Source organism: Myxococcales bacterium, from assembly GCA_016712525.1.
Taxonomy (GTDB): Bacteria; Myxococcota_A; Polyangia; order Polyangiales; family Polyangiaceae; genus JAAFHV01.
The window spans coordinates 2665102-2677457 of sequence record JADJQX010000001.1 but is presented as its reverse complement, the minus strand read 5'-3'; the positions used below and the strand labels follow the sequence as shown (position 1 = coordinate 2677457).

The 12356-nt window shown below is 70.1% G+C and carries 16 protein-coding genes; 9 read left to right on the top strand and 7 right to left on the bottom strand.

Translation table 11 applies throughout. The features are described 5' to 3' along the window. Window positions 1-84: 84 nt before the first annotated feature. Window positions 85-954 (bottom strand): hypothetical protein, encoded by an 870-nt coding sequence (locus IPK71_11435; GenBank protein MBK8214351.1) that lies wholly within the window; start codon window positions 952-954, stop codon window positions 85-87. A gap of 269 nt (window positions 955-1223) precedes the next feature. Between IPK71_11435 and IPK71_11430 the strand changes: the two genes are divergently transcribed. The 6 genes from IPK71_11430 to IPK71_11405 all read left to right on the top strand — a co-directional run bounded on the left by IPK71_11430 (window position 1224) and on the right by IPK71_11405 (window position 6555). Continuing rightward, window positions 1224-3254: a S9 family peptidase gene (locus IPK71_11430; protein ID MBK8214350.1), complete on the top strand. Its 2031-nt coding sequence runs from the start codon at window positions 1224-1226 to the stop codon at window positions 3252-3254. Window positions 3255-3323: 69 nt separating this feature from the next. Continuing rightward, window positions 3324-3560: a hypothetical protein gene (locus IPK71_11425; GenBank protein MBK8214349.1), complete on the top strand. Its 237-nt coding sequence runs from the start codon at window positions 3324-3326 to the stop codon at window positions 3558-3560. Beyond that, window positions 3557-4081: a hypothetical protein gene (locus IPK71_11420; GenBank protein ID MBK8214348.1), complete on the top strand. Its 525-nt coding sequence runs from the start codon at window positions 3557-3559 to the stop codon at window positions 4079-4081. Before IPK71_11425 ends, IPK71_11420 begins: the two co-directional genes overlap by 4 nt. Further along, window positions 4071-4610 carry a sigma-70 family RNA polymerase sigma factor gene (locus tag IPK71_11415; GenBank protein MBK8214347.1) on the top strand — a complete coding sequence of 180 codons (540 nt, stop codon included), beginning with the start codon at window positions 4071-4073 and terminating at the stop codon, window positions 4608-4610. Before IPK71_11420 ends, IPK71_11415 begins: the two co-directional genes overlap by 11 nt. Window positions 4611-4820: 210 nt before the next feature. After that, window positions 4821-5912, top strand: coding sequence for a hypothetical protein (locus IPK71_11410; GenBank protein ID MBK8214346.1), 1092 nt, complete (start codon window positions 4821-4823; stop codon window positions 5910-5912). Window positions 5913-5964: 52 nt separating this feature from the next. Beyond that, a complete protein-coding gene (locus IPK71_11405) occupies window positions 5965-6555 on the top strand; it encodes a hypothetical protein (GenBank protein ID MBK8214345.1) in 591 nt (196 codons plus the stop codon). 13 nt (window positions 6556-6568) lie between these two features. Here the strand turns inward: IPK71_11405 and IPK71_11400 are convergent, their stop codons facing one another. The 3 genes from IPK71_11400 to IPK71_11390 all read right to left on the bottom strand — a co-directional run bounded on the left by IPK71_11400 (window position 6569) and on the right by IPK71_11390 (window position 7894). After that, a complete protein-coding gene (locus IPK71_11400; protein MBK8214344.1) occupies window positions 6569-6874 on the bottom strand; it encodes a four-helix bundle copper-binding protein in 306 nt (101 codons plus the stop codon). Beyond that, window positions 6790-7344: a heavy metal-responsive transcriptional regulator gene (locus IPK71_11395; GenBank protein MBK8214343.1), complete on the bottom strand. Its 555-nt coding sequence runs from the start codon at window positions 7342-7344 to the stop codon at window positions 6790-6792. The genes IPK71_11400 and IPK71_11395 overlap by 85 nt, the downstream gene beginning before the upstream one ends. A 70-nt stretch (window positions 7345-7414) precedes the next feature. Beyond that, window positions 7415-7894, bottom strand: coding sequence for a DUF1801 domain-containing protein (locus tag IPK71_11390; protein ID MBK8214342.1), 480 nt, complete (start codon window positions 7892-7894; stop codon window positions 7415-7417). Between the two features lie 98 nt (window positions 7895-7992). Here IPK71_11390 and IPK71_11385 point away from each other — a divergent pair, with 98 nt between their 5' ends. Continuing rightward, window positions 7993-8748, top strand: coding sequence for a hypothetical protein (locus IPK71_11385; protein ID MBK8214341.1), 756 nt, complete (start codon window positions 7993-7995; stop codon window positions 8746-8748). Between the two features lie 12 nt (window positions 8749-8760). Here the strand turns inward: IPK71_11385 and IPK71_11380 are convergent, their stop codons facing one another. Then, entirely contained in the window at window positions 8761-9333 is a 573-nt protein-coding gene (locus tag IPK71_11380; protein MBK8214340.1) for a hypothetical protein, read from the bottom strand. Between the two features lie 174 nt (window positions 9334-9507). Between IPK71_11380 and IPK71_11375 the strand changes: the two genes are divergently transcribed. Continuing rightward, window positions 9508-10365 carry a phosphate ABC transporter substrate-binding protein gene (locus tag IPK71_11375; protein ID MBK8214339.1) on the top strand — a complete coding sequence of 286 codons (858 nt, stop codon included), beginning with the start codon at window positions 9508-9510 and terminating at the stop codon, window positions 10363-10365. Between the two features lie 50 nt (window positions 10366-10415). Here IPK71_11375 and IPK71_11370 read toward each other — a convergent pair whose 3' ends face one another. Together IPK71_11370 and IPK71_11365 are read right to left on the bottom strand one after the other, a co-directional pair. After that, window positions 10416-11000, bottom strand: coding sequence for a malonic semialdehyde reductase (locus IPK71_11370; GenBank protein MBK8214338.1), 585 nt, complete (start codon window positions 10998-11000; stop codon window positions 10416-10418). 99 nt (window positions 11001-11099) lie between these two features. After that, entirely contained in the window at window positions 11100-11396 is a 297-nt protein-coding gene (locus IPK71_11365) for a hypothetical protein (protein MBK8214337.1), read from the bottom strand. 77 nt (window positions 11397-11473) lie between these two features. Here IPK71_11365 and IPK71_11360 point away from each other — a divergent pair, with 77 nt between their 5' ends. Beyond that, the gene (locus tag IPK71_11360; GenBank protein ID MBK8214336.1) at window positions 11474-12355 is read left to right on the top strand and encodes an alpha/beta hydrolase; all 882 of its coding nucleotides are present in this window, start codon (window positions 11474-11476) and stop codon (window positions 12353-12355) included. Window position 12356: the final 1 nt, after the last annotated feature.

Genomic DNA, 12356 nt, shown 5'->3' with positions numbered 1-12356 from the left:
CGGTCGCCGCCTCCGCGACGTACGCGGCGAACGGTCGTGCCCGTGCCCTCGGGGAGGGGCGCGACCGCCGGCAGCCGCTTCCAGTCAGACGTCGGTCCACACGAGGGAGGTGCCGCGCTTCACGAGCTCGGGGAACCGCGCGAACGTCGTGTCGCTCGTCGGGTAGGCCGCGAACGGGTTGTGCACGACCAAACCACCGTGCTCGGGCCAGAGGTCGCTGTCGGGCGTGGTGCGCCGAGGAGACCACTCCGCGAGATCGCCAGGTTCGGAGGGCTCGTCGGTCGCGTGGGCCTCGAGCACCTCGAAGATGACCACCGCGCTCACGTCGGGCCGCTGCGCGAGCCATCCCGTGCCCCCCCTCGCGTCCAAGGTGAGGTCGCCCACGAGGGCCCGCTCGACCTCGGCACGATCGATGCGATGGGTGCGAGCACGCGGGACGAGCACGAGCAGGTTCTTGGGCTGAGGGGCGAGGGGGCGGGGCGCCAGCTCGAGCGCGCTGGCGATCTCGGGGACGCCATCGACCGAGGCCTCGGGCACCCGCACCTCGACCGCGTACGTGTCGGAGAGGCTCGAGACCCCGAGCGCCCCTTCGCCCCCGCGCGACGACACCCGACAGGCCAGCATGCCCCCGAACACCCAGCACGCGAGGCAGGTGGCCACGGCGCTGGCGTGGGCGCCCGGGTCGATGGCGCGGAGGCGCTCGGTGAGGTGCCCGTCGAGGACGCCGCACACGTACGCGGCCTCGATGTACGCGTCGAGCACGGCGCGCTGAGACCGGAGGCGCCGCTGACGGCGGACGTGCGCGGCCTCACCGGCGCCTCGACCGTGGGCGGACAGCACGTCATGGCGGTGCCGGACGTGCTCGGCGTGGGCCGGGGCCGGCGTCGCGGCGAGGTACTCGCCATAGGCCGCGAGCGTCGCGGCGTCGAAAACTCGGTCAATCGCGCTGTGCATGAGCCTCTCCCGCGGGCGGCGCGCTCGGCGCCCCCCTCGAAACCTCGCCTCGGTCGCCGAGAGAGAACCGTTCGGCCCTCTCCCGGCGCGAGAGACGTTATGCCAGCCTAAAGAACACAGTCTAGGCATTTCGAACAATTCACCCGTTCGACGTATCACGGGGAGAGCAAAAGGGCCGTTCGTGCGGTCAGGAGCACCGATGACGAAATTTTTCGCCCCGCCGAGACGACCTAGGCCCACTCTCCACAGGTCCCCCTCGAAAGACACCGATGCCCCACCGAACGACGCTCGTCCTCCTCGCCCTCTCCCTCACCGCCTGTGCTCCTGGCGAGGCCCTCGCGCCTCGCCCCACCGCGAGCTCGTCGGGGCCCTTGGCCTCGGCCCCGGCGCGCGCGCCCGCCGCTCCGCCAAAACGCGCGCCCAAGGCCCCGGTCGCCCTCGAGGAGTACTTCAAGGTGCGGCGTGTCCCGCCCGTGTCGCGCAGCGGGAACCGGCTTCTCTCCTTCTCCCACGACGAGACCAAGGTGGCGTTCGCGGCCGACCTCACGGGCCGCATCGACGTGTGGGTGCGCCCCATCGCGGGCGGCGCGCCGGTGCAGGTCACGCACGTCGAGGGTTTCGTGCACTCGTTCGCGTTCTCGCCCAAGGCCGACGTGCTCGTGTTCGAGGCCGACCGCGGGGGCGACGAGCTGCCGCGCCTCTACGCGACCGACGCAGCAGGCTCCGCAGCGCGCGAGCTCGTCCCCGAGCTACCTCAGGGGCGGAGGACCGAGCTCGTGGAGTGGGCGAGCGACGGCCGTACGTTTTTGTACCTGTCGAACGGGCGCGACGAGAAGGCCATGGATCTCGTCGAGTACGACGTCGCGAGCAAGAAGAGCACCGTGCTGTGGAAGGCCTCGGGCAGCTTCTCGTTCGCCGCCACGAACCCGGCCCACACCACCTTCGCCTTGAGCGAGACCCACTCCGACACCAACACCGACGTGTGGGTCATGGGCCGCAAGGGCAAGGCGGAGCTCCTCACGAAGCACGAGGGCGACGTGCGCTACGAGCCCGCGATGTTCTCCCACGACGGGAAGCGGCTCTTCCTCCAGACCGACGAAGAGGGCGAGCATGCCTCGCTCGTGTCGCTCGATCTTGCGACGAAGGCGAAGACCAAAGAGCTCTCGGCGGCGTGGGACGTCGACGGCGCGGGCCTCTCCCGAACGGGAAAATATAGGTATACCGAGGTCAACGCCGACGGCGTGCCGAAGCTCGAGCTCACCCTCGAAGGCAAACGAACTCCCGTGCCACTGCCGCCCCCTCCGGGGGGCGAGGGAGCTTTCGTCGTGCTCGGCTTCTCTCCATCGGACAAGCTCGTCGGCCTCTCCCTCACGAGCGACACGAGCCCCGCGACGTCCTACGTCCTCGACCTCGGGACGGGCGCGCTCACGCAGCTCGTCGATCCGTGGCCCCCGTCGCTCCGTGACCGGCGCATGATCGCGGGAGAGTCCGTGAAGATCCCCTCGTTCGACGGCAAGCTCGTGCCGGCGTTCCTCTATCGGCCCGAGGGCGCGAAGGGCCCGGTCCCCGCCCTCATCGACGTGCACGGCGGACCCACCTCGCAGTCACGAAAGACGTTCTCGGCGTTCCGGCAGTACTTGGTCTCGAAGGGGTACGCCGTGCTCGTCCCGAACGTGCGTGGGTCGACGGGCTACGGAAAGAGCTACACGAAGCTCGACAACCTCGACCTCGGCGGCGGCCCGCTCGAGGACGTGGTCGCCTGCAAGCGCTGGATGGTCGCGAACGCGGGCGTCGACACGAACCGCGTCGTGGTCTTCGGGGGGAGCTACGGCGGGTACATGGCGCTCGCGGCCGAGGCGTTCACACCCGACGAGTTCGCGGCCAACGTGGACTTCTTCGGCGTGTCGGACCTTCGGACCCTCGTCGAGAGCTTCCCCCCGTACTGGGCGAGCATGTCGTCGTTCATCTTCCAGAAGTTCGGCGATCCGAAGAACCCCGCCCACGCGCGCTACCAGCACGATCGCTCCCCCATCCACTTCGTGTCGCGCATGAAGAAGCCGCTGCTCGTCGTCCAGGGCGACAAGGACGCCCGCGTGAAGAAGGACCAGTCGGACCGCATCGTCGCCGGGCTCGCGGCGCAGAAGGTGCCCGTGCACTACCTCGTGCTCGAGAACGAAGGCCACGGCTTCACCAAGACCGAGAACAACCTCAAGGCCCTCGATCTCACCGATCGCTTCCTCGACAGGTACCTCTTCGAGGACACGAGCGGCCCCGCGCTGCCAGGCCCAGGCGCACCATAAACATACGCAAACAATGAGCTTTTTGGCTCGGGTGAAGATTCTTTGCATCCGCCGGCATCGGGTGGCGTCGTGATCCACGAGACCATGACGCCCACGAGCCTTCCCCCTCCCCACCTCGCGCTGCCCGGTGACTTCGGCGGCGCGGACCTCACGCCCGAGCGCTACGTCGTCGAGCTCGAGCCACCCGTACGGCGCGACCTCCAGCGGCTCGCCGCCCACGAGACGTCGGGCACGAAGCGCCACCTCTTGCGGCCCTACCTCGACGACACGACGCCGCGCTTCTCGGCGCAGGAGCTCGGGCGATGAGCTCGCTCTCCCTCCCGCTCGCGGCAGCCTTCTCCCTCGGCGCGTTCGCGACGCTGTCGTTCTACGATGGGGTCGTGGTCCACTTGGTCCGCGAGCGCCTCCCGCTCCGCGAAGCGGCGTTCGTCGAGCATCGCCTGCACACGGCGCGTGCGGTGCTCTTCCCCTTCCTGCTGTGGTTCGTCTTCGGATGGCATGGCCCGCGCTCGGTCGCGCTCGCGCTCGTGGTGCTCGACCAGGCATTCGAGGTCTGGGACATGGCGGTCGAGCGTCGTTCGCGCGCCCACACCGGCGGGCTCCCTTCTTCGGAGTACCTCGTGCACGGGTGGCTCGTAGCGCTCCGCTCGGCCGCGCTCGCCTTCACGTTCGCCATCGACCGAGCCCACGACGACACGGCGCCGCTCGACGCGCTCGCCGGGTTGCTCGCGCCAGGTGCGGTCGCCATCGCCGCCGTGCACGTCGCGCTCGCGCTGCCGTTCGGTCGCGCGCTCCTCGGGCGTGTGCGAGGTCTCCATGCCGGGTGAGGCCTGCGATCTCCGCGCGATCGCCGAGAAAATGCGGCCGTTCGTCGCGAGCCGTGTCCCCCCGGGGGATGTCGACGACGTGCTCCAAGAGGTGCTCGTCAAGGTGCACACGCGCGCCGAGGCCCCCTCCGAGGACGAGCCCTTCGGGCGCTGGCTCCACCGTGTCACGAGCAACGTCATCGTCGACCACCACCGGCGTCGCGGCCGCCGCGAGCGCCGTCACGAGCAGCTCGGCCTCGAGCCTCGTCCCGACGACACGGCCGCGGACCGAGACGCCCAGGCGACGTTCTCCCAGTTCGTCGCGGCGTTCGTTTCGATGCTCCCGTCACCCTACCGCGAGGCGCTCGTAGCGACCGAGCTCGAGGGGCTCACGATGCGCGAAGCCGCGGCGCGCGAGGGGGTCAGCGAGGCCGCCATGAAGTCGCGCGCGCTCCGAGGCCGCCGCATGCTGCGCGAGCTCTTCGAGGCATGCTGCGAGATCGCGCTCGACGCGCGTGGCCGCATCGTCGACTTCGCCCCCAAGCTCTGAACGAACGGTCGGTGCGGGCCACGGGCCGCGTCGCTTGCCCATGCTACGCTTCGGTCCGATGCGGAGGCCTCGAAAGAAGGGACCGCGTAGCGACCTCGGGGCGCGGACGACCACCCAAGGTGCGCCCCAGGTGAGCGGTCGAACCGAGCGCCAAGGAGCGCTCCCCCGTTGAATCCCTGGGAATTTTCGAAGAGGAGTGGTCTGTTTGCCGTGGCCCTCACGATCGTCGCGGCCTGCGCGGGGCCAGGCGTGCCTGACCGCGCCGTGCCGCCGGGCTCGAGCGCCAAGGCCTCGTCGAGACAGCCCGGCGAGGGACCTGGCATTCGCGCCGCGCACACGCAGGAGACCGCGCACCGCGCCACTGCGACGTGCGTCGTCCCGCCCCAGCGCGGCGCTTCGGAGGGCCTCGAGGTCGACGCGTTCGCGGTGAGCGCCGACACGCCTGGGCTCTCGTGCTGCGTGTACCTCCGGCGCTCGGCTTGGTCCAAGCGCACGGGCGCCGACGACGAACGGATCGCGCTCTTCGAGAACGGCACGGGCATCTACACCACGGCCCACGGCGACCTCGACGGCCTCGCACGCGCCGCCGCGCACGACGGCCGCTTCGCGATCCTGAGCCTCGACAAACCCGGCGTCGGGACGACCTCCGAGGGGCTCACGACGGTCGATCGAGGCGCGTTCGATCGCCACACCCTGGGCGATCTGGTGACGTGCACGAGCCGCGCGCTCGAGGCCGTCTTCGAGCGACCGCACGTCGCGCCGAGGGCACGCGTCTTCGCGCATGGGCACAGTGAAGGTGCGCAGGTGTGGGTGAGGGCGCTCGCGTCGGCCCGCTCCAGCGAGGCCTCGTGGCCAAGGCGCCTCTCCGCGAGCGTGCTGTCGGGCCTCCCCCTCGAGGCCGTCGCGACCGGGGCGGAGCGGCAGCTCGGGGTCTTTCTGCCCTTCGAGATCGAGGCGTTTCGCAAGGCGCTCGCGTCGCACGACGACGACTACCTCGTGCTGCTCGGCATGCCGTGGCGGTACCTCGAGCACCCCATGGCGCACGAGCCCACGACCGACGTGCTCGACAGGCTCGCCGCGCGAAGCCCGGGTGAACGTATCGAGCTCTTTCATGGAGAGCGCGATCGCAACGCGCCGATCGACGCGGTGAGGAGCCTCGTCGATCGGAACACGAAGGCCCGCGCCCGAGGTGAGGCCGCCCTCGATCTGCGACTCCACGCCTACCCGGGGGCCAACCATCAGCTCGACGCGCGCCTCGACGCCGACCTCGACGCGCTCGTCTCCGACCTCGCACCACCGTAGCCGGCGACCACGAGGGTTGAAGCCTCGTGCCGCGCCCTGCTACGAGGCCGGCATGAACGAAGGCCCGATCGTCGAGCCCCCGGCGCGCACACCCCTCGCGTTCGTGCCTATTTTTCGCCTCATCGCGCGCATCGTCGGGCACGTGCCGTTGCCCGCGCGCCTCCTCGCGCACGCCTCGAAGAGCGCGTTCGCCGCGGCCATCCTCGAGGCGTTCGCCCCCGGAAAACGCGACCTGCACGCGGCCGACGGGGAGCGCCTCCTCGCCATCACGCGCATCGTGGCCGCGCGCTCGGCGGGGTGCCCGTTCTGCGTCGACATGAACGTCGCGGTGGCGCCGCGTGTAGGGCTCTCGGACCGCGAGCTCGAGGCGCTCCTCTCCCTCGACGAGGGCGCCTTCGCCGCCGTGCTCGGGCCGCGAGGTGCCGCCGTGGCGACCTACGTCCGAGACGCGTCGCGCCCCGGAGGCCACCTCACGAACGACGTCGTCCGACGCGTGAAGAACGAGCTCGACGACCACGACGTGGTCGTCCTGGCCGCCACGCTCGCGAGCGTGCACTATTGGTCGCGCTTTTCTCAAGCGCTCCGCGTCCCCGACGAAGGCTTCGCGCGCGCGGCCGGCGTGCACCACACCGAACGCTCGTGAGCCGGGTGAGCGTTCAGGCGCACCCGGACGCACATGTGCGGCAGGTCTTCGCGCAGTCGCCGCAGCCGGCCGCCTCGCAGGCCTTCGCGCAGGCCTCGCAGGCTTTTTTGCAGAGTGCACGGGCCTCGTCGGCGAGCGGGCTCTTGCGCGCCTCGTAGCGAGCGGCGAGGAGGCACGCGTCGATGCAGTCACGGCACGCGCGAATGCACGCGACGTGGGCCGGCGTCGCCTCGTTCAGACACTCTTCGATGCACGCCTCGCACGCCGCGACACACGCGAGGTGGCCGTTGATTTCACCGGTGCTCGTACAGTCTCCCATGATGATTCTCCTTCGTGAACGATGGTCCCTGCGGGTTCGGCCCCGCGTGGCTCGAGGGTCGGGCGGGCGAGGGCCTCGAGGATCGAGCATCGCTCGACGGCCCGGTCGCCTTGGCAGGCCCCCACGAGGGCCGCGACCGCGGCGCGCAGGCGCGAGAGCTCCGCGAGCTTCTGGTCGACCACCGCGAGCTGCTCCCGAGCCTTCTCGCGCACGGCCGCGCACGGCGCCCCGGGCCGCGCGCGGAGCCTCAAGAGCTCGGCCACGTCGGCCAGCGTGAACCCGAGCGATTTCGCGCGACCGATGAACCCGAGGCGCTCCTCGGCCTCGGGGCCGAAGCGCCGGTATCCGGTCTTCGTGCGGCCCGCGGGCTCGAGCAGCCCCAGACGCTCGTAGTAGCGCAGCGTATCGACGGCGACGCCCGCTCTCCGCGCGAGCTCTCCGATGCTCATCGATCCTGCGGGCTCGACCATGCCTCGAGTATGCACCCTGGAGCCCACTCCAGGGTCAAGCCTCGCGAGCGCGTTCGAGGCCCAAAGCCCCTCAGCCGCGACGCGCGCGCTGCTTGGTGACGGGCTTCTTCGCGGTCGTGGGCTTCTTGGGGCCCTCGGCCTTGCCCGCGTCAGTCGCTTTGGCCACACCCCGCACCTTGCCCGCCGACGCCACGCTCTCCCTATGCTCGGCGGCGCGGACCTTGGCGACCTTGGCCAAGAGGGCCCGAGGGACCAACGTGTACGGGAGCTTTATCGTCCCTTTCGAGACGTCGTACGGGGCGAGCGCTTCGCCGAGCTCGGCCACCACGCGGGCCGACGCCGGGTAGAGCGCGTAGTGGGCTTTCCACGCGGCAAAATGCAGCACGTTCTTGCCGCCGAGCCGCAGCGTCGGGATTTGGTACGAGATCGCCTCTTCGGCCCCGGGGATGGCCTTCGTGAGCACGGCGCGCACCTCCTCGAGCACGGCGCGGGCGGCCTCGGGGAGCGTGGCGAGGTACGCGTCGATCGAGGCGAAGTCGGTCTTGGCCATGGCGACCCAGGCTACCGGCACCTTTCGATCTCGCAAGCCGTCGCCCGTGTATTTCGCCTTCTCGAGGGCTCGGGAGGTCGAATACGGTGCGTAGCTCGATGCGTCTCCGCACCGCCATGATCGTCGCCGGGCTCACGGCTGCTGGTGTCGCGTTGCCCGGCACGGCCCACGCGATCCGGCCCTTCATCACCGACGACGCGCACGTGGTCGGCAAAGGGCACGTGCAGCTCGAGACCTGGTGGCGGCGCGACGCGAAGAGCCTCCAACACTGGATTTTGCCCGCAGTAGGCCCGACCGACTGGCTCGAGGTGACGCTCGGCGGGGTCTATGGGCTGTCGGGGCTGGGCGACAGCGGAGCACCATCGTTCGCCTTCGGCGGGCCCGTCGCCCAAGGGAAGTTCCTGCTTCACGAGTCGGTGCCCAATAAGCCCCCCGTGTTCGCGATCGTCGTCGGAGGCATCACGCCCGCCGGGCGCGGGGGCTTCGAGTCCCCTGGGTTCAGCGGATTTTCCTACTTGGCGGTCACCCAGGCATTCATCAAAGAAGACGACTTCTTGATCCACGCGAACGTCGGCGTCTCGACCTTGGCCGCGGCCGGCTATGCCCCGGCGAAGCTCACCTGGGGGATAGGGACTCAGGTCGAGACGGTGTACGACATTCACCTCATCGGCGAGCTCTTCTCCGGCGATCCTTACGTGCAGGGCGCGAGCGGCGCCTGCCAGGCAGGGCTCCGGGTCATCTTCAACGAGCACCTCCAGCTCGACGCCACCATGGGAGGGGGCCTCTTCGGCGATGCGCTCTTGCCCGTGTGGGTCTCGAGCGGCCTCCGCGTCGTGAGCCACGAGCTCTTCTAGGCTCCGCCCTCGTCAGTCCGGGGAGAAGCTCGCCTCTGCCTTCTTCACGGCGATCTCACCGCGGGGGCCGACCTGCACCACGGCGGTGTACTCGAACCCGGCAGGAGGGTGGGCGTCGAACGTCACCACGTACCCCGCGGTGACCGAGCCCTTCACGTCGCGACGCGCGTTCGCAGCCCACGAGCCCGTGTGCGATGGCGCGACCTGAGCGCGTTTCACGAAGGCGGCGTACGCCTTGTCGAGCGCGACGTCGGCGGCCCGTGCAGCGCGAGCTACCGCGTCGGCCTCGTCACGGAGGGGGCCCGTGACCGGGGGCGGAGGCGCGTCGACGGTCGCGTCGGTACTTGCATCTTGCACAGATACACGCGCGGCGTCGGGGCGGGGCGCCGTGGGCGCGGCGTCGTCGTCGATCGGGAGCGCGGCGTCCGGCGGCTCGGGTACGTCCGCGTCGACCGTGCGCGGCTCCGGGAGCTTCGCCTCGGGCACCGCGGGCACGGCGCTCTTGGCGCACGCCACGACCATGAGCTGCGCTGCCCCGATCCCCAAGACGACCCAAGCCCCACGCGCGAACGACCCGAACCTCATGATTTTCGCCTTTTCGCCCAACTCGACGAAAAAGGCACGAAATCCGCTCCGAACCTGACCCACGAGCCCCGTGCGCGCGCGAGGCTGCCGTTCGCGCCAAAGCTGCGTGTCGCGTTCGAGAAGGCGTGCCCTCGTCGTCACGCGACCGTGACCTTCACGGACCACGGTCAACTCGTGATAACCCGCCGCTCCCTCCTCGTCGCCTCCGTCGCCCTCGGCGCCTGCGGCAGCTCGCGTGCGTCGCGCGCAGCCACGAAGAGCGTGGTCGTGTGCGGCTCCGACACGATGGTCGTGCTCGCACAAGCCTGGGCCGAGGCCTACGCAACTCAGCGCTCCGACGTGCGCCTCGAGGTCTCGGGCGGAGGCACGGGCACCGGGATCGCCGCGCTCGAGAACGGGACCGCCGACCTCGCGACGGCGAGCCGCCCCATGACCCGAGCCGAACGTGCGCGCATCGAGGCGGCGCGCGGCAGCGCGGTCACCGAGACCCGCGTGGGCCTCGACGCGATCACGCTCTACGTCCACCCGGAGAACCCGTGCCCCCCGCTCGACGTGAGCACCCTCGGGCGCATGTACCGGAAGAAGGTCACGCGCTGGTCGAGCGTCGGCGGAGAAGACCTCCCGATCGTGCTCTACTCCAGGGAAAATGGCTCGGGGACGTACGCCTACTTCAGGGAGCGCGTGCTCGCGAAGGCCGACTTCGCCGCCGAGGTCCAGAGCCTCCCGGGGACGTCGGCGGTGGTGCACGCCGTCTCACGCGACCGGGCCGGCATCGGGTTCGCGGGCGTGGCGCGCGCCAAACGAGCGCGTGTGCTCCCGCTCGTGAACGCGCGCGGCGAAGTTGTCACACCGACCGCCGAGGACGCCATCTCCGGGAGGTATCCGCTCGCCCGCCCGCTCTTCGTCTACGGGACGCTCGACGCGCCCGACGAGGCCGCGGCGTTCGTCGCTTGGCTCGGCTCGGCCCGCGCGCGCTCTCTCACGGCGAGCGCCGGGTTCTTCGACCTCCTGGGTGCTGCGCCGTCCTCGTAAGGAGCGCACACGCTCTTACCTGTCGGGTCACTTCGGCGGAACGTCGAACGTCACACGAGCTCGCACGCCTCGTCGAACGAGAGGCGCTCGTTGCGCGGGTGGAGGCTCGCAGGATCGCCGTACCCGAGGTTGACCAAGAGGAACGAACGAAGCGTCTTGCCCGCGAAGAAGGCCGCGTCGACCTTGGTCGCGTCGAAGCCTCCCATCGGCCCGCAGTCGAGCCCGTACCCCCGCGCGGCGACGATGAAGTACGCCGCGCCGAGCCACGCGTTCGATTTCGCGACGCCCGAGCGCTCCTCGACGGTCTGCGCGCGGAACCGCTCGAGCGCGGCCCCCGCGTGCGGATAGAGCTTCGGAAGCTTCTCGTGGAAGTCGGTGTCGAAGGCCAAGATGGCCGTCACGGGCGCGCTCTTGATCTTGTCGACGTTGCCCGCAGCGGCGCAGGCGACGAGCCTCTCTTTGGCGTCGGGGCTCCTCACGAACGCGACCCGCAAGGGCCCCGAGTTCATCGCGGTGGGCCCGAAGCGGGACGCGTCCCACACCGCACGAAGCAGCTCGTCGGAGACGGGCTCGGCGCGAAACCGCGGGTAGGTACGGGCTTCGGTGAAGATCTCGGGGAACGTCGCGGTTGCCATGGCGGGCACCTTAGCCACCTCTCCCCGAGCGCGCGAGGCTACGCCCCACGAAACGGACCGATGCCGCAGGGAGAACGAAGCCAAAAGGAAGAGCTCGGCTCAGAGCCGATCGAGGCCCTCGACACCGAGCACCGGCGCCCACGGCAAGAGCTCGTACTGCGCGACGCCCTTCTTGGTGAACGGATCGTCGTCGCGGACGGCGTCGAGCACGGCGTGCACGTCGGCCCCCTCGGGGGTGCGCAGCAAGAGCGCCCCACCGCTCCGCGGATCGAGCGGGCCCGACGCGAGCAAGATACCCTTCTCCTTGAGAGTCGCGAGGTAGGCGCGGTGCTCGTCGACCACCTTCAAAACTTCGTCGAGCGGCTTTCGGTAGCGGAGGATCGCGATCGCGTACATGCGGTGGAAATAGACCAGTTCGCTCGCGCGAGGAGCACCTTTACGTCGCGCGCGGGCAGCCCTACCGTGCCCGACGCATGAGCCCCGCCTCCTTCGCCCTCGACGAGAGCTCCCTCACCCACGCCTACGCCGAGGTCGAGCCCGGCGTGAAGCTCCACTACGTCGAGGCCGGGCACGGGCCGCTCGTCGTGCTCCTGCATGGCTTCCCCGAGCTCTGGTACGCGTGGCGGAAGCAGATCGGCGCGCTCGTCGCCGCGGGATTTCGTGTCGTCGTGCCCGACCAGCGCGGCTACAACCTGTCCGACAAACCCGAGGACGTGCGCGCGTACGGCATGAAGCGCCTCGTCGACGACATCGCGGCGCTCGTCCGTGATCGCGGTGAGGAGCGCGCGTTCGTCGTCGGGCACGACTGGGGCGCCGGGGTCGCGTGGGCCTTCGCGATGCGACACCCCGGCATGCTCCGGAAGCTCGCGATCCTGAACGGGCCACACCCGGAGCGCATGATCTCGGGGCTCCGCAGCTTCGAGCAGCTCGCGAAGAGCTGGTACATGTTCTTCTTTCAGGTGCCGCTCCTCCCCGAGGCCGTGCTCCGGCTCGACGACTACGCGATCATGCGAAAGTCGTTCGAGGGCGCCGCCAACGCCGAGGCCTTCACACGAGACGACATCGCCCGCTACGTCACCGCGTGGAGGCAGCCACGGGCCGTCGAGGGAGGCGTCGCGTGGTACCGCGCGATGTTCCGACCGGGCACCGCCGTGCCGATCACGAAGGTCGAGGCCCCTGTGCTCGTCCTCTGGGGGGAGCAGGATCCGCACCTCGGACGTGAGCTCGCCACCCCGAAGGCCGACCTCGTGCCGAACGCCAAGGTCGTCTTCGTGCCCGAGGCCACGCACTGGATCCAGCACGAGGCCCCGGCCAAAGTGAACGACGAGCTCGTCGCCTTCTTCTCCGAAGGATGAT

What these genes read in the sequence shown, in the direction of transcription:
- IPK71_11435 (MBK8214351.1), bottom strand. Translation starts at nt 954, where the DNA reads ATGCACAGCGCGATTGACCGAGTTTTCGACGCCGCGACGCTCGCGGCC.
- IPK71_11430 (MBK8214350.1), top strand. Translation starts at nt 1,224, where the DNA reads ATGCCCCACCGAACGACGCTCGTCCTCCTCGCCCTCTCCCTCACCGCC.
- IPK71_11420 (MBK8214348.1), top strand. Translation starts at nt 3,557, where the DNA reads ATGAGCTCGCTCTCCCTCCCGCTCGCGGCAGCCTTCTCCCTCGGCGCG.
- IPK71_11415 (MBK8214347.1), top strand. Translation starts at nt 4,071, where the DNA reads ATGCCGGGTGAGGCCTGCGATCTCCGCGCGATCGCCGAGAAAATGCGG.
- IPK71_11405 (MBK8214345.1), top strand. Translation starts at nt 5,965, where the DNA reads ATGAACGAAGGCCCGATCGTCGAGCCCCCGGCGCGCACACCCCTCGCG.
- IPK71_11400 (MBK8214344.1), bottom strand. Translation starts at nt 6,874, where the DNA reads ATGGGAGACTGTACGAGCACCGGTGAAATCAACGGCCACCTCGCGTGT.
- IPK71_11395 (MBK8214343.1), bottom strand. Translation starts at nt 7,344, where the DNA reads ATGGTCGAGCCCGCAGGATCGATGAGCATCGGAGAGCTCGCGCGGAGA.
- IPK71_11390 (MBK8214342.1), bottom strand. Translation starts at nt 7,894, where the DNA reads ATGGCCAAGACCGACTTCGCCTCGATCGACGCGTACCTCGCCACGCTC.
- IPK71_11385 (MBK8214341.1), top strand. Translation starts at nt 7,993, where the DNA reads ATGCGTCTCCGCACCGCCATGATCGTCGCCGGGCTCACGGCTGCTGGT.
- IPK71_11380 (MBK8214340.1), bottom strand. Translation starts at nt 9,333, where the DNA reads ATGAGGTTCGGGTCGTTCGCGCGTGGGGCTTGGGTCGTCTTGGGGATC.
- IPK71_11370 (MBK8214338.1), bottom strand. Translation starts at nt 11,000, where the DNA reads ATGGCAACCGCGACGTTCCCCGAGATCTTCACCGAAGCCCGTACCTAC.
- IPK71_11365 (MBK8214337.1), bottom strand. Translation starts at nt 11,396, where the DNA reads ATGTACGCGATCGCGATCCTCCGCTACCGAAAGCCGCTCGACGAAGTT.
- IPK71_11360 (MBK8214336.1), top strand. Translation starts at nt 11,474, where the DNA reads ATGAGCCCCGCCTCCTTCGCCCTCGACGAGAGCTCCCTCACCCACGCC.